Origin of the sequence: Streptomyces maremycinicus, from assembly GCF_001184025.1 — a bacterium.
Lineage (GTDB): Bacteria > Actinomycetota > Actinomycetes > Streptomycetales > Streptomycetaceae > Streptomyces > Streptomyces maremycinicus.
Map to the genome: position 1 here is coordinate 554429 of NZ_BBYG01000013.1, position 19262 is coordinate 573690.

A 19262-nucleotide genomic window follows, 5' to 3' on the forward strand; every position below is an offset into this window, starting at 1 on the left:
TGCTCAGGACTCCTTGACCGCGATGGTCTCCACCGTGTTGGCCACGTGCTCGAAGGCGTCGGCGGCCTCCTCCAGCACATCCACGATCTGCTTCAGCTTGAGCACCTCGATGGCCTCGTACTTGCCGTTGAAGAGATGCGCGAGCAGCTTGCGGTGGATCTGGTCGGCCTGGTTCTCGAGCCGGTTGACCTCGATCCAGTACTCGGTGAGGTTCTCCATGGTCCGCAGGTTCGGCATGGCCTCGGCCGTCAGCTCGGCCGCCCGCGCCAGCACCTCGATCTGCTGCTCGACGCCCTTGGGCAGTTCCTCGACGTTGTAGAGGACGACCAGGTCGACGGCCTCCTCCATGAAGTCCATGATGTCGTCGAGGGAGGACGCCAGGTTGTAGATGTCCTCGCGGTCGAACGGCGTGATGAACGAGGAGTTCAGCTGGTGGAAGATCGCATGCGTGGCGTCGTCACCTGCGTGTTCCGCGGCCCGCATACGCTCTGCGATCTCGGCCCGGCCGGCGGGGTCCGCCCCGAGCAGTTCCATCAGGAGTTTCGAGCCCGTGACGATGTTGTCCGCGGATGCGGCGAACATGTCGTAGAAGCTCGTCTCCCTGGGGGTCAGACGAAAGCGCACGTGGGGTCCTCAGGATGCATCGGTTTCGGTCAGGCTGATGCTAGGCGCATCATCCGGCCACGGCTAATGGGCCGTCCACCAGTGTCGCCCATCGGACAGAGCGACCGGGAGGGGGGCGACCGACGGCTCGACGACCGGCGAAAGTCCCTGCTCGGGCCGTATACCCACGGAAGTTCGGTACGATATACCCAGTAGGGGTATAGGTGCGGAGCCGGAGCGCTGGAGGACACGATGACGACCACAGAGGCCGGCGAGCCCACCGCCGCACCCGGCGCCGGAGCGGACCACGCGCCCGGGACGGTCCACGGCTACCACAAGCAGAAGGACGAGCACCTCAAACGCCTGCGCCGCATCGAGGGCCAGATCCGCGGCCTCCAGCGCATGGTCGACGAGGACACCTACTGCATCGACATACTCACCCAGGTGTCCGCCTCCACCAAGGCCCTCCAGTCGTTCGCGCTCCAGCTCCTGGAGGAGCACCTGCGCCACTGCGTCGCCGACGCGGCGCTCAGGGGCGGCGACGAGATCGACGCGAAGGTGGAAGAGGCGACCAAGGCCATCGGCCGCCTGCTGCGTACCTGATCAGCGCCTCGCTCCGAGGTCGCCCCCGGCCCGTTCCTCCGCCACCCGCAGCACCTGGTCGATGCTCTCGAGACTGAGCCGGTCCTCCCCCGCCGCCGAGGCCGCGATGATCAGCTCCCCGCACAGTTCGATCTCGGCGAGCGCCTCGTGGTCCTGAACTGCCGTACCGCCGCCCGGAGCCACGCGCATCACCTCGTCCCTGCCGTCACCGACTTCCTAGAGTAGGGAGCGCTGCACACCGCGCGCATGGCACGGACGGGCTAGTCCTTGTGTCCATCCTGTGGCCGAAAACGCTCGGTACGTCCGACCGGTCCGCCCGGCGCGGGCTCGGTCAGTCCTCCGCGATCCGCCCCGCGTAGATGTCCTCGGCGGCCGGCAGCCGCACCTCGACGGGCGCCCCGAAGTCGTACAGCAGGGTCGTGGAGGCCACCGCGACGGCCCCCTTCTGCTGCCCGTTCACAAAGCTGAACCGGTGCCGGACCTTCCGGATGCGCCCCTCGTCGTCGAGGTAGGCGTCGAACGGCACCCGCGCCGTGGCGAACCCTTTCGCCGCCGCCCGCAGCGCGTCCCGTCCACCCGCGGACGCCTCGTCGGCGGCCACCGTCAGATCGGCGGTCCCGCGGTAGTGCCGCACCGCCGTCCCGGCCACCTCGGTCCTCCCCACGTACGTCGCCGTACGCGTCCCCCGCAGGACCTCGGCGGCGGCGAACGGATCGGTGGCGCCGCCGGTCACGAGGTTCCCGTCGGACAGGGCCGCCGTCTCCACCCGCACCCACTTGTCGTCCGGCACCCCGGCACCCCGGTTCTTCATGAACAGGGCGCCGGGCGCGAGGAGTTCGGTGATGGGACGGTGCTCACTGGTCCCGGCCGGATCCTGCGGCAGCAGCACCTTCAGCTCACCGCGCTGCCTGCGGTAGTCGTACACCCCCTGGCCCCGGATGGTGACCCGGGTCCCGCCGGTGGCCATCTCCATCGACGTACGGGTCTTCGACGTGCCCGCCGCGACGAGGGTGTCGGCGGCCCGGTGCAACGTCTCGACGGGGTCGGCCGCCCGGCCGTCCTCCGCGGCGGCCCCGCCGGCGGAACACCCGGCGGCCCCCGCACAGACCCCCGCCACGAGCCCCGAAAGGACCATCGCACCCAGCAGCCCTCGCCGATGCTCCGCCATGGCCTGTGCACCCCCAACCGGTACGTCCGTCACGGGCTTCCTGTCGTTGCGGATAACGACGGGTGGGTGCCGCCGTCACGCCGGTGCGAACGCCTGCGACCGCCATACGGGTTTACTGCCGATCCTGGGTAACGTTGTCTGTGTGACGCAGCAGGACGGATCGACCCATCCCCGCATCGACGGGGAGCACCGCACCACGACCGTCGAACAGGGCAGGTTCTGCCTCGCCCGCTGCACCTGCGGCTGGCGCGGCCCGGCCCGCAGGGCGAGAAGCATGGCCAGAGCGGACGGAGAGCTGCACACGAGCGGGTGACGTCACCGTTCCGTCACCACAGGACCCGGCCGGAACCCGTGGTCCCACGACCCCGTCTCGCTCCGTGAAGCCGCAAGAAGCCGACAGGCGGCCGAGGGAAGGCGCAACTACATGGAACGGCGTACGTTCATCGCGGGCGGCACGGCAGCCGCCGTCGCGGCAACGGCCACCGCGTGCAAGGCGGACGGCGGCGCCGCGGGCGCTCCCGCCTCGGCCGGCGCGGCCGGCAGCACCACCCCGCTGACCACGACCAGCGTCGCCGCCCCCGCCGACTGGGCCGCGCTCGCCCGCGGCCTGGACGGCACCCTGGTCCGCCCCGGCGAGGCCTCCTGGGCCGCGGCCCGCCAGCTCTACAACACCCGCTTCGACAACCTCAAGCCGGCGGCGGTGGCGTACGTCGCCCACGCCGACGACATCCGCACGGTTCTGGCGTACGCCCGCGCCCACAAGATCAAGGCAGCGATCCGCAACGGCGGCCACTCCTACGGCGGCTGGTCCTCGGGCGACGGCCGGCTGATCGTCGACGTCTCCAAGCTGAACCGGGTCCGGGCGAGCGGCACTTCGGCCGTGGTCGGCGCCGGCTCGAAGCTGATCGACGTCTACCGGGCGCTCGCCGCGAAGGGCGTGACGATCCCGGCGGGCTCCTGCCCGACGGTCGGCGTCTCCGGACTGGTGCTGGGCGGCGGCCACGGCGTCGTCTCCCGCGCCTACGGCCTCACCTGCGACAGCCTCACCCGGGCCACGGTCATCACCGCGGACGGCAAGCAGCTCACCGCCGACGCGACGACGAACAAGGACCTGTTCTGGGCCCTGCGCGGAGCCGGCAACGGCAACTTCGGCGTCGTCACGGAACTGGAGTTCAAGACCCGTCCGGCGCCCCAGGCGGTGACCGGCTACCTCACCTGGCCCTGGTCGAAGGCGGCGGCGGTGGTGAAGGCCTGGCAGGAGTGGGGCCCGTCGCAGCCCGACGAGATCTGGTCCTCCCTGCACCTGGCGAACGCGACCGGCGGCACCCCGACCGTCTCCGTGGCCGCCTTCTGCATCGGCACCTACGGCCAGCTCCAGAACGCGGTCGACCGCCTCGCGGACCGGGTCGGCGCCCCCGCGACGAACGTCTCCCTGCGCCGTCGTACGTACGAGGCGGCGATGGAGATCTACGCCGGCTGCTCGTCGTTCTCCTCCGACGCCCAGTGCCATCTGCCGGGGTCGACGCCGGGCCGCTCCCCGCAGGGCGCGCTGGGCCGGGAGACCTACGCGGCCCGTTCGGACTTCTTCGACGCCTCGCTCTCCGCGGCCGGCATCCAGACCCTCCTGAAGCAGATGAAGTCGGTCCAGGGCGGCTCAGGCAGCATCGCCCTCACCGCGCTGGGCGGCGCGGTGAACCGGGTCTCACCCACGGCCACGGCGTTCGTCCACCGCCGTTCGCGCATGCTGGCGCAGTACATCGGCGCGTGGCGGGCCGGCACGGCGGGGACCGCCTCCCAGGCCTGGCTGAACACGGCCCACAAGGCGATGGCCCCGTACGCCTCGGGCGCGGCCTACCAGAACTACGCGGACCCGACTCTCGCCGACTGGCGCAAGGCGTACTACGGCGACGCCCTTCCGCGCCTGACCCAGCTGAAGAAGCAGTACGACCCGAACGGCTTCTTCAGCTACCCCCAGGCGCTCTGAAGCACCGCCAAAGGCCTCCGACGGACCGCCCGGTACCACCCCTGACCACTCCGGAACAGCCCCCGACCACTCCCTCACCGCCCGGGACCGCCGACGCACTGTCCTACGCCGCGAGGTCCCGCTCCTCCGCGGCGACCTCGGTCCGCGCGCCGGGGATGAACCCGTCGCGCTGTCCGTCCCGGGCGGCCCGGCCGCGCACGATCCATCCGGCCCGGGGCGACCGGTCGACGGCCTTCAGCACGGGGGTGAGCAGCATGGAGGCGACGGGCGACAGCAGCAGGGCCACCGCGGTCCCGAGCGCGAACCCGCCGACGACGTCGGTCGGGTAGTGCACGCCCATGTAGATCCGGCAGAACCCCTCGAGCAGGGCGATCCCTATCCCGACGAGCCCGAACCTGCGGTGGGCCACGAACAGCCCGACGGCCATGGCCATCGTGAGGGTGGCGTGGTCGCTCACGAAGGAGTAGTCGGTCTTGCCGGAGACGAGCACCTCGAGGCCCTGGTGGTCGAGGAAGGGCCGGGGCCGCTCCACGAAACCCCGTATGGGCACGTTGACCAGCACGGCAACGCCGGCGGCGAGCGGCGCCCAGATCAGGGCGGCGACGGAGGAGGCGGCCTCCTCGACCCCGCCGGGCCGCCGCCGCACCCCCCACCAGCACCACACGATGAGCAGCACCATGGCGAGCAGCAGCCCGTACTCGCCGACGAACTCGACGGCACGGTCGAGCCAGTGCGGAGCGTCCTTGGCGAGCCCGTTGATGTCATAGAGGAGGTCGACGTCGGGGTTCGACCCGGATTCGGCGAGTCCAGCCATGGTGCTGCGGCCCCTTCGTCGTGTTCTGCCCGGCACACCTCACATGCGCCCGCTCCAACAGGAACGCACGGCCCCGCTTGATACGTTCCACTCTCCACTGAATGATCACTCAGACGTTATCGAAGAGAGATAGATCCCCGCAGCTCAGGGGCCGGGTGCGGGCATCCTTCAGACGGTCGTCGGGAGCGCTTTCGCGCCATCTTCGGTGACCCGCGTGGCCCCGAAGTACTCGGCCGTGTCGATGGGGTCGAACCGGATGACCGCCCCCGTGTAGGGCGCGTTGATCATGTACCCGCCGCCCACGTAGATCCCGACGTGGTGGATGGCCCGCGAGTTGTTCGGATCGGTGGAGAAGAACACCAGGTCACCCGGCAGCAGTTCGCTGCGCCGCGGATGCGGTCCCGCGTTGTACTGGTCGTTGGCGACGCGCGGCAGCGTGATCCCGACACTCGCGTAGGCGGCCTTGGACAGCCCGGAGCAGTCGAACCGTCCTCCCTGGTCGGCCGTGCCGTTGCCGCCCCAGAGATAGGGCGTGCCGAGCTTCTTCTGGGCGTAGTAGATGGCGCCCGCGGCCTGCTCGGACGGATCCACCCGGCTGACCGGCGCGGCGAAGGACTCGGCCAGGGTCGTGATCGTCTTCACATAGTTCTGGGTCTCCTTGTACGGCGGCACGCCCCCGTACTTGATGACCGCGTAGGCCCCCGCGTTGTAGGAGGCGAGCATGTTGTGCGTGGCGTCCCCGGGGACGTCCTTCACGTACGAGGCGAGCTGGCAGTCGTACGACGCGGCCGACGGAATCGCGTCATTCGGGTCCCAGACGTCGCGGTCGCCGTCGCCGTCACCGTCGATGCCGTGCGTGGCCCAGGTGCCCGGGATGAACTGCGCTATCCCCTGCGCGGCGGCGGCGCTCTGCGCCCTGGGGTTGAACCCGCTCTCCTGGTAGAGCTGGGCGGCGAGCAGCGCGGGACTGATGGCGGAGCACAGGTTGCCCCACTTCGCCACGAGCGTCTGGTAGGCGGCGGGCACGGCGCCCTTGGCCAGTGCTCTGCCCGCACCGCCGACACCGGTCGTGGCGCTCCCGCCGACGAGGTACACCCCGACGACGAGCGCCATCATGAAGGCGGCACCGGCACTGACGGCAGCGGTCGCCACGATCCACGCCTTACGCACCGTCAACCGCCCCTCGCCGCCCGGGAGTCCGCCCCCGACAGTGTAGAGGCGGCTCCGGCGCCACGGGGTGATCACGAACAAGGAGAAACCGCACGTGGCGGCCCCGGGCCGGGCGCGGCGCACGGCCTGCCCCGACTCGCCTTTTCCGCAAGGGGGTTACGCGCCGAAGGGGCACCTCATCCGGTCAGGACGGAGCGTCGTGTCCGGCGCCGGCTTCCGCGCGCGCCCCCCGTGCCGCCCCCGCCGCCCCCCGTGCCGCCCCCGCGGGTCGCGCGCCGGGTCTCGCGGGGCGGCCCTCAGCGGTCGGCGGCCGCTTCCCGGTAGAGCGCGGCCGCCTCCGCCCCAAGGACCACGCTGTACGAGATGTCGGCCGTCGCCCCGCCCTGTTCGTGCCCGCCGAGGACGCCGACCACCGCCCCGTCGCCGTTCACCCAGGGGCTGCCGCTGGTGCCGCCGGTGAGGTCGGGGCAGTCGATGCGCTGCTGGGTGGCGTTGTGGGCGGTGGGCCGGTTCGTGCAGCGGACCGGCACCTCGAGGGAGTCGGGGTAGCCGGTGACGGTCACGGCGGTCGCCCCGGTGGCCGTACGGGTCGCGAACCGGTTGCCGCCGACCACGTCCTCGACGCCCTCGCCGCCCCGCTCCTCGAGGACGGCGAACGCCACGTCGCTGTCCTCGTCCTGCCCCCGCGCCCAGCCGTCGGGCAGGAAGACCCGCCGGACCCGCCAGAGCCCGTGGGGGGCCTCGCCGTCCCGGTAGCCGGGGGCGAAGACCAGGTCGCCCGTCCCGCCCAGGCAGTGCGCGGCGGTGACGACGAGGTCGCGGTGCGGACTGTGCACCACGGAGGCGGTGCAGAAGTGCTCACCGGCGAGCCTGCCCGCGTCCGCGTCGGCGGCGCCGAACAGCGCGCCCACCCGCTCGGACTGCGCCGTGACCGCCGCGACGGCCGTCACGCCCAGGGGCCCGGGCCCACCGTCGGCGGCCGCCTCGGAGGCGGAGGTGACGGCCAGCAGCACGACCGCACCGAGCAGGGCGTTTCGCTTCATCGGGTTCACTGTGTCCCACGAAGGTGAGAGAAACGTCAGACGCATGCTTCCCCCACGACGCTACCCGCACTCCGCTCACCGCACCTTTCCAGCGGGGCCGGGCCCGGGGATACGGTGGGCGGGTGGCTGACATCCCCCGTGACCTCATCTGGACCCGCGCCGCCGCGCCGGACGCGACCGGGCCGGGCCCCTGGATCGAGGTCGCCTTCGGCGAGGGAGACGACGGTGAGGCTCCCGTCCACCTCCGTGTGACGGACAATCCGGAGAACGTCGTCACGACGAACAGAAGAAAGTGGGACGCGTTTGTGCTGGGCGTCCAGGCAGGCGAATTCGACCATTTCGTCGAAGGCGTTCTGGAAAGCGACCTGAACGAATAGCGCGGCGGCATGCCGAAGGGCCCCGTCGGCAATGGCCGACGGGGCCCTTCGTATCGGTGTCTCTTCTACCACCGGTACCAGCGGCCCTTCCGCCCGCCGTGCCCGGCGGGCCGGACCACGAAGCCCACCAGCCAGACCGCCAGCACGATGACGGCGATCCACCACAGGGCCTTGAGTGCGAAACCGGCACCGAAAAGGATGAGAGCGAGAAGCAGAACAAGAAGCAGGGGAACCATGATTATCAACCTCCGATCAATCATGTGCCCCGCGAAATCCCCTTCACGCCCTCAAATCTTGAATGCATAGGTGCGGGATACCCGGGAATACGGGTCGACGCGAAAATACGGAGCACCGACCACCTCGGTACCGGCGTCACAGAAAGCGGCGGACGGGCAGCACGGCGGCCTCCCGGGCCCGCTGAAGGACGGACCGCCGCTTCCAGCGCCCCTCACGGATCAGCGTGGCGGCCTTCAGGTCGTCGTCGAAGTGCTCGTCGAGGGTGGCCGTGAACTCCTGGTCCAGCACGGCGAGCATGATCTCCTCGTCGTGGTCGAGGGACCGGCGGTTGAAGTTGGTGGAGCCCACCAGCGCGGCGACGCCGTCGACGGTGATGACCTTGGCGTGCATCATCGTCGGCTGGTAGTGGTAGATCTTCACGCCGCAGGCGGTGAGGGCCTCGTAGTGGTGCTGGCCGGCCAGCTGGCAGACCCGCTTGTCGGTGTAGGGACCGGGCAGCAGGATCTCCACCTCCACCCCCCGCCGCGCGGTGGCGCACAGGAGTTCGATGAAGAAGACGTCCGGTGAGAAGTAGGCGGTGGCCAGCCGGAAGCGCTCCTCGGCCGACTCCAGCATCACCCGGATCAGGGTCTGCATGTCCTGCCAGCCGAAGCTGGCCGATCCGCGTACCACCTGCACCACCGCGTCACCCTGCGGGTGGTGCGGGACGAACCGGTCGCTGTCGTCGAAGAGCTCGTCGTGGCATTCGGCCCAGTTCTGCGCGAAGGCGGCGGCGATGCCGTCCACGGCGGGCCCGCGCACCTCGACATGGGTGTCGCGCCATTCGCGTTCGTTGCGGGCGTCGCCGCACCACTCCTCGGCGATGCCGACGCCGCCGGTGAAGGCCGTCCGCTCGTCCACGACGAGGACCTTGCGGTGGCAGCGGTGGTTCTGCTTGAACGGCGACAGGGTCAGGGGTCTGCGGAACCAGGCCACCTGCACCCCGGCCCGCTCCATCTCCTCCAGCAGTTCCTTCTCGATCAGCCGGCTGCCGAACCCGTCCAGCAGCAGCCGCACCCGCACACCCGCCTCGGCCCGGTCGGCCAGCGCCCGCGCGAACTCGCGGGCGATGTCCCCCCGCCAGTACACGAACGTCATCATGTCCACGGTGTGCCCGGCCGACCGGATGGCCTCCAGCATCGCCGGAAAGATCTCGTCGCCGTTGCGCAGGGCGGTGAGCGCGTTGCCCTCGGTCGCCGCGATGCCGATCAGCCGCTCCAGCCGCCGGCGTATCCGCGCGACGCGCTCCTGCGCCCACTCCGGTGCCGGAGCGTCGGCAGCGGGGGCGGTCGGCTCGGTCCGGTCCTGCGTACTCGTCATGACGTCACCTGCCGGCACTCTCCGAGGACAAGGGCGCCGCGCTGCCCGGTCCGGCACGGGGCACGGCGAGCGGTCCGTACGCCCGCACCACGACCCGCCCGGTGGAAGCGACACCCCGCCCGACCACCCCCTCTACCCTCGGCGGTGTTCCGTACGCCTGGCGCGGGCACGGCGCGTCCGCCGATACCCGACCCGGACGGGGACGCTCTGCGAGAATGTGACGTATGACTGCACGTCGTACGGCCGCGGGCAGCCAGGGCCGGCCGGTCGGCCGCGCCGCGACCGTCCACCGCCGCCGGGCCGCCGCACCGGGGGAGGCGGCTGCCGCGGCCACCCACCGCGTCACCGCCGCACGATGACGGGCGGGATCGGCGACGACGCGGGCGGCGCACCCCCACCACCCGCGGAGCAGCCCGCCGACGGGCGGGCTGCCGTCTCCCCGCCGCTGGAGGACAGCGCCGAGGACCTGTACGAACACGCGCCGTGCGGCTTCCTCTCCACCCTGCTGGACGGCACGATCGCGAAGGTCAACACGACCCTCCTGGAATGGCTCGGCCACTCCCGCGACGACCTCGTGGGCCGCAGAACGTTCGCCGACCTGCTCACCGTCGGGGGCCGTCTCTACCACGAGACCCACTTCGGCCCGCTGCTGCGTATGCAGGGCGAGATCAGCGGGATCGCCCTGGAGCTCAGGACGGCCGACGGCGACCGGCTGCCCGTGCTGGTCACCTCCACCGTCAAGTCCGGCAGCGACGGGCGACCCCTGCTGATCCGCACCACCGTCTTCGACGCCCGCGACCGGCGCGCCTACGAGACCGAACTGCTGCGCGCCCGGCAACAGGCGGAGAGCGAACGCGAGGAACTCAAGCGCCTCAACACCACCCTCCAGCAGACCCTGCTGCCTCCGGCGCTGGTGAGCGTGCCCGGACTGGACGTGGCAGCGCACTACCACATCGCCTCCCCCGACATGGTCGGCGGCGACTTCTACGACCTCTTCCCGCTGGCCGCGGGGACCTGGGGACTGTTCCTGGGCGATGTGTGCGGCAAGGGCGCGGCGGCCGCGGCCGTGACCTCCCTGGCCCGCTACACCCTGCGCGCCGCCGCGGTCTACGACCCCGACCCGGCCGCCGTCCTGCGCAACCTCAACACCGTCCTCAACCACGAGTACAACGGCGAGGACCCACGGTTCTGCACCGTCATCTTCGGGCTGCTCACCCCCGACGCCGAGCACGGCGGCTTCCGCGTCACCCTGGCCGGCGGCGGCCACCCCCCGGCCCTGCTCCTGCGGGCGGACGGGAGCGCCGACCATCTGGACACCCCCGGCGGACAGCTCATCGGCGTCCTGCCCGACGCCCATATCGCCACCACCACCGTCCATCTCGAGGCGGGCGACACGCTGTTGCTCCACACCGACGGCCTCACCGAGGCCCACACCGCCGCGAACAGCGACGACGACCGGTACGGGGACGAGGCGTTGCTCGGTTTCGCCCGCGCGCTCGCCCCCACCACGGCGACCGGTGCCGTCGCCGCGATCCGTGAACTGCTCGACACCTTCGGCGCCGGCGTCGACGACGACACGGCCGTCCTCGCCATCAGCGTGCCCCGCGCCTGAGGCCCGCCGGCCCGGCGTCCGGCCGTGGCCCGTTCGGCATGCCCGGTGTGCGCAACGTCATGAGAACATCGAAACGTACGCTCACCCGACCAGCCGTCAGAAACGGTGCGGGGCCGTGAAGTGGGCTAACGACGGAACCACACCACAGGTTCCGCTCCGGCCTCATTGCCCGGCGTGACCTGCCGTGATACACAGAGTGACCATACGAGCTATTCGTACGACTCCCGTCCGTCAAAGACGCCAAGTCGACATACGACGGCGACTTTGTCGGCGAGAATGAGGCGTGACCTCTGCACCCGCAGAGGAACTGCGGAACTACCCATCAGGGGCGGTGACTTACATGCTGTTCGCGGCCGACAAAGGCGACATCAACACCATCATCGGTGGGATCGCTCCGGACTGGGGGCCCTTCGGCAGCCTGGGCAACGAGGCCAAGGTGATGATCGAGGTCGTGATGGCGGTCGCCATCCTCCTCTGCCTCGGCATCGCCATCTGGGGCGCGGCCAAGCAGCGCATCGGCGCGACCGCCCTGCGGGACACCTTCAGCGCGGAACAGGGCAAGGGCCTCATCATCGCCGGGCTGACAGGGGTCTTCATCATCGGCTCCCTCGGGACGCTGTTCACCATCGTGTACGGCATGGCCGTGTAGCCGCGGCCTGCGCCCCACCCCCAGTCCCGTCCGGGCACGCCCGGCCCGCCACCCCCACCCATCTGTCGTGCCCACCGGCTGAGGTTGCGTTTCCCTGATGTCCCTGATGTCGAGTCACCACACCGCGCCCGCGCGGGAACCAGCACGGCTACCGTCGTACTTGTACACGTCCCGGTACGGCAGCGAGGGGGCCCACGCGGCATGACTCCCGGCGACGAACACGACTACGGCGAATCGGCGCGCTCCGACGAGGGTCACGGGTACGGCCGGACCCGCCTCCGCCTGCCCGAGAACGACCCCTACGGCGGGGCCCGCAGAGGCGGCCGGTCGTCCTCGCGGAGCCTGGTCACGGTGGTCGGCGTCGTCGTCCTCCTCATCGCGGCGATCGCGTTCGCGAACCGCGGAGGCGACGACTCCCCCTCGACATCGGCGAACGGCGCGACCGGCGACAAACCGAACACGAACAGCACGGCGGCCACGGGCACGAAGCCGGTGGAGTCGAAGAGCGGCACGATTCCCACGGGTTACGCGCACGACGCGCAGGGTGCGCAGAGCGCTGCCGCCAACTACGGCATCGCGCTGGGCTCGGCGGCCATGTTCAACACGGACCTGCGACACGAGATCGTGAACACGGTGTACGCGCCGGACGTCGCGGCGAACAAGCAGTCGGCCCTGGACACCGTCTACGCGAGCGAGACGTTCCTGAGCAACATCGGCCTCGACAAGGACGGCTCCGCGCCGGACGGTCAGGCCTTCGTCTCCCGTGTCATTCCCGTAGGCACCAAGGTCACGGCCGCCACAGGCAGCAAGGCGACGGTCGAGCTCTGGTACACGTCGCTCTTCGGTCTCTCGGGCGAAGCCTCGACCAATCCGGTGACCGAGAGCTGGTTCACCACCACCTACCAGCTCGACTGGGTCAACGGCGACTGGAAGATCACCGATTTCCAGCAGAAGGACGGGCCCGTCCCGGTCGGGCGCGATCAGCAGGCCTCCACCGCCGACGACATGACGAAGGCCGTCGAGGAGTACGGAGGGTTCACGTATGCGCGCTAAGCACCCCTTCCTCAAGGTGACGGCCGCCCTGGCCGCCGCTCAGACGGCCGCGGTACTGACGGCCACCCGCGCCTTCGCCGCGCCGACGCCCAGCCCGTCTCCGTCCCCCTCCACGTCCCCGAGCAACAGCGCGTGCAGCGAACTCATCCGGGGCCCCGCCAGGGACTACTGCGAGAAGGGCGAGAACCCTTCCTCCACCACGAACCCCGGCGTCTCCGACACCCTCGACCCCCTCTCCTCCCTGGCCAAGGGCTGTGCCGACGCCGCGTCCTGGACCGTCGACAAGCTCAGCGAGGCCGTCAAGGACACCGCGAACGTCGACTTCACCAACGAGCGGTTCCTCAAGCAGTACGCCGTCGTCTTCGCCGCCTCCACCGTCCTGACCCTCCTGCTGTGGCTGCTGGCCGTCGCCAAGAGGGCGGTGCGCGGAGTCCCCCTCACCACCGCCATCGGCGAAGCCGTCGGCTTCCTCTGGCTGACCGTCCTGGCCTCCGCCTTCACCCCGCTCATCCTCTACACCGTCGTATCCGCCACGGACGGCATCACCGACGTCCTCGCGAAGACCACCGGCAACCAGACCGACACGTTCTTCGGCACCTTCTCCGCGGCCCTCTCCAAGGGCGAGGACATCGGCGGCGGCCCGATCATGCTGATCGTGGTCTCCCTGGTGTCGATCCTCGCGGCAGGCGTGCTCTGGCTGGAGCTCGTCATCCGGGCCGCCCTGCTCTACGTGGGCGCCCTGCTCGGCACCGTCGTCTACGCGGGCCTCGTCGACAAGAACCTGTGGAGTCACGTCCGCCGCTGGGCCGGCATCATGATCGCCGTCATCCTGGTCAAACCGGTCATCGTGATCGTGCTCGGCCTCGCCGGCGCGCTGTCCTCCGCCGACGGCCCGAACGCCTTCTCCGCCGTCGTCTCCGGCCTCTCCATCATCCTGCTCGCCATCTTCGCCAGCGCGATGATCTACCGCTTCGTCCCCGGCTTCGGCGACGAGATCGCGGGCTCCCGCAACAACCGCATCATGCAGGGCGCCGAGGGCAAGGCGGCGGCCGTCATCAGCTCCCCGGCGACCCTCGTCGCCCAGGGCATCAAGACGCACAGCACCCGTGCGGACAACAACGGCGGCGGCCAGTCCGGTTCCTCCGGCGCCCGCCCCTCCAACCCCGCCTCCGGCGGAGTCGCCGCGCACAGTTCGCGCACCCCGAACGGAGGCGGCGGATCTGTTCCCTCCGCCGCACCCGCTCCCCGCGCGAGCAGCCCGGTCAACACCCCGCACGCGAGCAACACCCGCAACAGCAACCGCACGGGAGGTGAAGGGCGTTGACGACTGATTCCCACGTGGCCCAGATGTCCCACGCGGTCACGCCCCGCCGGACATATCTGATCGGCCGCGCCCGGCCGAACGCGATCGTCGGCCGCAACCGCGAGACCGGCGAGATCGCGCTCATCGTCGTCGGCGCGTTCCTCGGCATGATGTGCGGCCTCCTCGTCCCCGTCCTCGCCCTGCGGATCGTGCTGCTGAGCGGCTTCCCGATGATCGCGCTGGCCGCCGTCTACGTGCCGTACAAGCACCGCACGTTCTACAAGTGGTTCGAGATCAACCGCAGCTACAAGCGCACCCTGCGCCAGGGCACGGCCTACCGGTCGACCGTCATGGAGGCGGGCACCCGGCTCGACGGCCAGGAGATCGAGATCGGCCCGCCGCCGGGCATCGGCCGCATCAGCTGGCTGGCAGCCCCCTTCGGCCCCGACGAGATCGCCGTCCTCCTGCACGCCGACCGCCGTACGGTGACGGCCGCCATCGAGATCGAGGGCCCCGGCGTCGGCCTGCGCGACAGCGAGGACCAGGAAGCCCTGGTCGACCGCTTCGGCACCCTCCTCAAGCACGTGGCGAACGGCGACGGCTTCGTCACCCGGCTCCAGATGCTCGCCCGCACCCTCCCCGCGGACCCCGACGCCCACGCCAAGGACGTCGCCGTCCGCGGGGACGAGAAGGCCCCCGACTGGCTGGCCCGCTCCTACGACCAGCTCCAGTCCATGGTGTCCACGAGCAGCGAGCAGCACCGCGCCTACCTCGTCGCCTGTATGCACTACACCCGCGAACTGGCCGCCGAGGCCCACGCGATGGCACGCGCCGCCCGCCCCCGGTCGGGCCGCAAACTGGACCGCGACGCGGGTCTGGCGGTGGTCATGGCCCGTGAGCTGACGGACATCTGCTCCCGCCTCCAGGAGGCGGACATCCGCGTCCGCCAGCCCCTGGGCCAGGGCCGGCTGTCCTCCCTCGTGCACTCCATGTACGACCCGGACCACCCCATCGACCACATCCAGGCGATGACCAAGCGCAACGCCTGGCCGGCCGAGCTGGACGCCATGGAGCCCACGTTCCTCCAGGCCAAGACGCGTGAGTCGTCGACCCGGGCCCCCTGGTGCCATGCCACGGCCTGGGTGAAGGAGTGGCCGATGACCCCGGTGGGCGTCAACTTCCTGGCACCGCTCCTCGTCCACACCCCGGACGTCATCCGCACCGTCGCCGTGACCATGGACCTCGAACCCACCGAGGTCGCCATCGAACGCATGCTGACGGAGAAGACGAACGACGACGCCGAGGCGAGCCGCGCCGCCAAGATGAACCGCACCGTCGACCCGCGCGACGTCGCCGCCCACTCCCGGCTGGACCAGCGCGGCGAGGACCTGGCGTCCGGCGCCGCCGGCGTCAACCTGGTCGGCTACATCACCGTCTCCTCCCGCAATCCCGAGGCCCTCGCCCGCGACAAGCGCACGATAAGGGCGTCGGCCGGCAAGTCGTACCTCAAGCTCGAATGGTGCGACCGAGAGCACCACCGGGCGTTCGTGAACACGCTCCCGTTCGCCACCGGAATCCGACGGTAGGGGCTGATGAGCTGATGCGGGATCCGCTGTCCGTCCTCACGGACGCCTTCACGTCCTTCCTCTTCGGCAAGGTCGAGACGACCCGGCTGCCGGTACGCACCTCCACGGGCCAGGCCCAGGCGGTCTACCTGCCCACGGCCGCCCCCGGCCTCGGCGACTCCGGCGTCATCATCGGCCGCGAGGTCTACTCCGGGAAGGGCTACATCTACGACCCCTTCCAGCTGTACGGCCAGCAGCTCCCCGCCCCGCACTGGCTGGTCCTCGGCGAGTCCGGAAACGGCAAGTCGGCGCTGGAGAAGACGTACGTCCTGCGCCAGCTGCGCTTCCGCGACCGTCAGGTCGTCGTCCTGGACGCCCAGGGCGAGGACGGCGTCGGCGAATGGAACCTCATCGCGCAGGCGCTGGGAATAACTCCTATCCGACTGGACCCGGCGGCCGCCCTCGACCACGGCATCCGCCTCAACCCGCTGGACCCGTCGATCACCACGACCGGCCAGCTGGCGCTGCTGCGCACCATCATCGAGGTGGCGATGGGCCACGGCCTGGACGAGCGCTCCGGCTTCGCGCTCAAGGTGGCCCACGCCTATGTCAACGAGACGATCGTGGAGCGCCAGCCGGTCCTGACCGACATCGTCGAGCAGTTGCGCCACCCCGAACCGGAGTCGGCGGAGGCGATGAACGTCGCCATAGACGATGTACGGGCCTGGGGCCTGGATGTGGCACTGGTCCTGGACCGCCTGGTCGACGGTGACCTCCGGGGCATGTTCGACGGCCCCACGACGGTCGGCATCGACCTGGACGCCCCGCTGATCGTGTTCGATCTGTCCCACATCGACCGCAACTCGATCGCCATGCCGATCCTGATGGCGATCGTCGGGGTCTGGCTGGAACACACCTGGATCCGCCCCGACCGGAAGAAGCGCATCTTCCTGGTCGAGGAGGCCTGGCACATCATCAACAGCCCGTTCGTGGCCCAGCTGTTCCAGCGTCTGCTGAAGTTCGGCCGACGCCTCGGCCTGTCCTTCGTCGCGGTCGTCCACCATCTGTCCGACGTCGTGGACGGAGCGGCCGCGAAGGAGGCGGCGGCCATCCTGAAGATGGCGTCGACCCGGACGATCTACGCACAGAAAGCGGACGAGGCGCGAGCGACGGGCCGGGTCATCGGCTTGCCGCGGTGGGCGGTGGAGATCATCCCCACCCTCACCCCGGGCATCGCCGTCTGGGACGTCAACGGCAATGTGCAGGTGGTCAAACACCTGATCACCGAGACGGAACGGCCACTCGTCTTCACCGACCGGGCGATGACGGAATCCTCCACCGACCGCACCATGTCCGACGACGACGCCCTGCTCGCCGCCGAACTGGAACAGGAACGGCGGGCGGCGGCCTTCATGGAACAGCACCTGGCCGACCTGGACGGCTCCTCCGAGTCGACGGTGGCCTAGCGCGGGAGAGGGGGTCGTCATGCGACCGGGAGACGAGCAGCGCCGCGACGGTTCCGGCCACGGCCAGGGAGGCATCCCCGACGGCCTGCTGGTCGGCGTACTCGCCTTCCTGCTCGGCATGACGCTGCTGGTCTGGACGGCCACCGGACTGGCGGCCCTCTTCGCCCACGGCTCCTGGCCCGCGGGCGTCACCTTCACCCGCACCCCGCTGGCCATGCGGCACCTCATCGGCCGGCCCCACGACATCCCCGGCGCCTGGCCGGAGGCGGAAGCGGCGGACTTCTCCGGCTACGGGCTGTTCTGGGGCCTGTTCATCGGCCAGGTGATGATCCTGCTCGTCCTCACGGTGTTCGTGATGGGGACACTCGCCCGGTGGCGGGCCGTACGCGCCAGGAAGCGCGCGGACCTGGCATCGGCACCGGCGCCCGTCCAGCCGGCGACCGTGACGCCGCCGACGCACCACGAGGTGCCGACCCAACGGGTCGAGACCGGCCCCAGGACGGACGCCGAGCCGTCGGCCCCGACACCGCCCCTCCAGCCGACGCAGTCCCTCCAGCCGGCACCGGCCACACCCCACACCTCCCTCTCACCGTCCCCCCGGTCACCGCAGCCCCATCCACAGCCGCAGCCCTCGGCACCCGCTGCCGCCACCCTGTTCCCGGCTGCCCCCGGTGAACGCGCGGCCGGCTGGGAAGCCCCCCGCTTCGAGGGCGCCGCACACTACGCCCCACCGGAATCCCGCCTCGCGACCGCGATCCAGGCGATCCGGGACGCCGAGGGCCCCGCCCTCATCCTCACCTCCAACCCCGCCCTCTGGCAGGAGACCAAGGACGCCCGCGCCAAGCTGGGCCCGGTCCACCTCTACGACCCCGGTCACCTCTGCGACACCCCGGCCCGCCTCCACTGGTCCCCCACCACCGGCTGCGAGGACAAACAGACCGCGGCCTCGCGCGCGGCGGCGCTCCTCGCCCCCGTGCGCCCCACCTCACGCCTCGACCAGGCGGTCAGCGACACCGCCGAGACCCTGCTGCGCAGCTATCTGCACGCCGCGGCGATCGACGGCCGCACCGTCCGCCACGTCCACCGCTGGTCACAGGGCACCGGCATCCAGGATGCCGTCCGCACCCTCCGGACCAACCCCAAGGCCGCCCCGGGCGCGGCGGGCGAACTCGAGGCCGCCCTCACCGCCCATCCCGAACGCCGGGACATCGCCCAGGAGCTGACGTCGCGTGCCCTCTCCGCCCTTTCCACGGTGAACATCCGCGAGGCGTGCACTCCCAACCGAACTGACGCCCTCGCCTTGGATTCCTTCGTGGACGAAGGGGGAACTCTTTATGTGCTCGGTGAATCAATCGAGGACCCCAGGACCGGCCCTGGCGCGATGCCGCTCCTGACCGCCCTCGTCTCCAGCGTGGTCGAGCGCGGCCGGCGCATGGCCGAACGGTCATCCTCCGGTCGCCTCGACCCACCAATGTCCCTGGTCCTCGACGACGTCGCGGCCGTGGCCCCGATCCCCCAGCTCCCGGACCTGCTGGCCACCGGTACCGACCGGGGTCTGCCCACCCTGGCCCTGCTCCGCTCCCGCGAACAGGCCCGCAGCCGCTGGCCCCACGCCGAACTGCCGGTGTGACCGCCGCCCCGCTCGGGAACTAACCCCTCTCCGAGACCTCGCCCTGACCGGGTTCGACCACGAACTCCAGTTCCCGTGCGTCCGGATCCCCCGCCAGCGGCACGACCACCCCGCTCGGCACGAACCCCGCCCGACGGTAGAAGGCCTGCGCCCGGCCGTTGTCCTCGTGCACGATCAACCGCACCCGCTCCGCACCACGTGTCCACGCCCACTCCAGGCCGGCGTCGAACAGCACCTCGGTCAGCCCGATGCCCCGGAACTCGGGCCGCACGAACACCCCGACCACATGCCCCTGCCGCCGCTCCACGGGCAGCCCGGCCCAGTCGGTCGTGCCGGCCTCCTCCCACAGCACGGTCAGCGTCCCGACCCACTCGCCGTCCGGACCCTCGGCGATGATCTGCTGCGCCCCTTCCGCTCCCTCCGAGGCCCGCTCCGTGCGTTCCTTCCAGAAGGAGTCGGGCTTGCCGGCGGCTTCCTCGTACGTCTCCAGGAAGGCCAGGTGCGCGACCGGATCACGCAACGCCACCAGCCGCAGGGACCTCGCCGCGGGCCATTCCTCGGCACGGACGGACCGGATCACGTAGTTCATGTGGATCACCGTAGTGCCACCGGAAAGCACCTGGAAA

The 19262-nt window shown here is 70.8% G+C and carries 21 protein-coding genes; 12 read left to right on the forward strand and 9 right to left on the reverse strand.

Annotated features, from left to right (window positions below; translation table 11 throughout):
• Positions 1-3: 3 nt before the first annotated feature.
• Positions 4-624, reverse strand: coding sequence for a DUF47 domain-containing protein (locus AOQ37_RS18140; RefSeq protein WP_057579445.1), 621 nt, complete (start codon positions 622-624; stop codon positions 4-6).
• 231 nt (positions 625-855) lie between these two features.
• On the opposite strand from AOQ37_RS18140, the gene AOQ37_RS18145 reads away from it, so the two are divergent.
• Positions 856-1206 (forward strand): metal-sensitive transcriptional regulator, encoded by a 351-nt coding sequence (locus AOQ37_RS18145; RefSeq protein WP_062645556.1) that lies wholly within the window; start codon positions 856-858, stop codon positions 1204-1206.
• On the opposite strand, the gene AOQ37_RS18150 is transcribed toward AOQ37_RS18145, so the two are convergent.
• Positions 1207-1395, reverse strand: a complete 189-nt coding sequence (locus AOQ37_RS18150) for a hypothetical protein (protein WP_062645557.1) — start codon at positions 1393-1395, stop codon at positions 1207-1209.
• A gap of 142 nt (positions 1396-1537) precedes the next feature.
• On the reverse strand, positions 1538-2374 hold the full coding sequence (locus tag AOQ37_RS18155) for an SCO4651 family lipoprotein (protein WP_062645558.1): 837 nt from the start codon (positions 2372-2374) through the stop codon (positions 1538-1540).
• A gap of 142 nt (positions 2375-2516) precedes the next feature.
• Between AOQ37_RS18155 and AOQ37_RS40465 the strand changes: the two genes are divergently transcribed.
• The gene (locus AOQ37_RS40465) at positions 2517-2687 is read left to right on the forward strand and encodes a hypothetical protein (protein WP_159401348.1); all 171 of its coding nucleotides are present in this window, start codon (positions 2517-2519) and stop codon (positions 2685-2687) included.
• Positions 2688-2798: 111 nt separating this feature from the next.
• Positions 2799-4358, forward strand: a complete 1560-nt coding sequence (locus AOQ37_RS18160; RefSeq protein WP_062645559.1) for an FAD-binding oxidoreductase — start codon at positions 2799-2801, stop codon at positions 4356-4358.
• A gap of 103 nt (positions 4359-4461) precedes the next feature.
• Here AOQ37_RS18160 and AOQ37_RS18165 read toward each other — a convergent pair whose 3' ends face one another.
• The 3 genes from AOQ37_RS18165 to AOQ37_RS18175 all read right to left on the reverse strand — a co-directional run bounded on the left by AOQ37_RS18165 (position 4462) and on the right by AOQ37_RS18175 (position 7385).
• Positions 4462-5172 carry a phosphatase PAP2 family protein gene (locus AOQ37_RS18165; RefSeq protein ID WP_062645560.1) on the reverse strand — a complete coding sequence of 237 codons (711 nt, stop codon included), beginning with the start codon at positions 5170-5172 and terminating at the stop codon, positions 4462-4464.
• 168 nt (positions 5173-5340) lie between these two features.
• Positions 5341-6348, reverse strand: coding sequence for a C40 family peptidase (locus tag AOQ37_RS18170; protein ID WP_062645619.1), 1008 nt, complete (start codon positions 6346-6348; stop codon positions 5341-5343).
• 290 nt (positions 6349-6638) lie between these two features.
• Positions 6639-7385, reverse strand: coding sequence for a trypsin-like peptidase domain-containing protein (locus tag AOQ37_RS18175; protein WP_107085225.1), 747 nt, complete (start codon positions 7383-7385; stop codon positions 6639-6641).
• Between the two features lie 122 nt (positions 7386-7507).
• Here AOQ37_RS18175 and AOQ37_RS18180 point away from each other — a divergent pair, with 122 nt between their 5' ends.
• A complete protein-coding gene (locus AOQ37_RS18180; protein ID WP_062645562.1) occupies positions 7508-7762 on the forward strand; it encodes a hypothetical protein in 255 nt (84 codons plus the stop codon).
• Positions 7763-7827: 65 nt separating this feature from the next.
• On the opposite strand, the gene AOQ37_RS18185 is transcribed toward AOQ37_RS18180, so the two are convergent.
• Together AOQ37_RS18185 and AOQ37_RS18190 are read right to left on the reverse strand one after the other, a co-directional pair.
• Complete coding sequence (locus tag AOQ37_RS18185; protein ID WP_057600913.1) at positions 7828-7998, reverse strand: hypothetical protein; 171 nt, start codon at positions 7996-7998, stop codon at positions 7828-7830.
• A 136-nt stretch (positions 7999-8134) separates the two neighbouring features.
• The gene (locus AOQ37_RS18190; protein ID WP_062645563.1) at positions 8135-9358 is read right to left on the reverse strand and encodes a phospholipase D-like domain-containing protein; all 1224 of its coding nucleotides are present in this window, start codon (positions 9356-9358) and stop codon (positions 8135-8137) included.
• 224 nt (positions 9359-9582) lie between these two features.
• Between AOQ37_RS18190 and AOQ37_RS41825 the strand changes: the two genes are divergently transcribed.
• The 8 genes from AOQ37_RS41825 to AOQ37_RS18225 all read left to right on the forward strand — a co-directional run bounded on the left by AOQ37_RS41825 (position 9583) and on the right by AOQ37_RS18225 (position 18636).
• A complete protein-coding gene (locus AOQ37_RS41825) occupies positions 9583-9717 on the forward strand; it encodes a hypothetical protein (RefSeq protein ID WP_267888015.1) in 135 nt (44 codons plus the stop codon).
• Positions 9714-10970: a SpoIIE family protein phosphatase gene (locus tag AOQ37_RS18195; RefSeq protein ID WP_062645564.1), complete on the forward strand. Its 1257-nt coding sequence runs from the start codon at positions 9714-9716 to the stop codon at positions 10968-10970. The genes AOQ37_RS41825 and AOQ37_RS18195 overlap by 4 nt, the downstream gene beginning before the upstream one ends.
• A 340-nt stretch (positions 10971-11310) precedes the next feature.
• Positions 11311-11619, forward strand: a complete 309-nt coding sequence (locus AOQ37_RS18200) for a DUF8827 family protein (protein ID WP_003991275.1) — start codon at positions 11311-11313, stop codon at positions 11617-11619.
• 201 nt (positions 11620-11820) lie between these two features.
• A complete protein-coding gene (locus tag AOQ37_RS18205; RefSeq protein ID WP_199825040.1) occupies positions 11821-12672 on the forward strand; it encodes a hypothetical protein in 852 nt (283 codons plus the stop codon).
• On the forward strand, positions 12662-13996 hold the full coding sequence (locus AOQ37_RS18210; protein ID WP_062645565.1) for a hypothetical protein: 1335 nt from the start codon (positions 12662-12664) through the stop codon (positions 13994-13996). The genes AOQ37_RS18205 and AOQ37_RS18210 overlap by 11 nt, the downstream gene beginning before the upstream one ends.
• A gap of 23 nt (positions 13997-14019) precedes the next feature.
• Positions 14020-15561 carry an SCO6880 family protein gene (locus AOQ37_RS18215; protein ID WP_062645620.1) on the forward strand — a complete coding sequence of 514 codons (1542 nt, stop codon included), beginning with the start codon at positions 14020-14022 and terminating at the stop codon, positions 15559-15561.
• Positions 15562-15575: 14 nt separating this feature from the next.
• Positions 15576-17006, forward strand: coding sequence for an ATP-binding protein (locus AOQ37_RS18220; protein ID WP_062645566.1), 1431 nt, complete (start codon positions 15576-15578; stop codon positions 17004-17006).
• 19 nt (positions 17007-17025) lie between these two features.
• Positions 17026-18636 (forward strand): hypothetical protein, encoded by a 1611-nt coding sequence (locus AOQ37_RS18225; RefSeq protein WP_062645567.1) that lies wholly within the window; start codon positions 17026-17028, stop codon positions 18634-18636.
• A 19-nt stretch (positions 18637-18655) separates the two neighbouring features.
• Here the strand turns inward: AOQ37_RS18225 and AOQ37_RS18230 are convergent, their stop codons facing one another.
• Entirely contained in the window at positions 18656-19225 is a 570-nt protein-coding gene (locus AOQ37_RS18230) for a GNAT family N-acetyltransferase (RefSeq protein WP_062645622.1), read from the reverse strand.
• Positions 19226-19262: the final 37 nt, after the last annotated feature.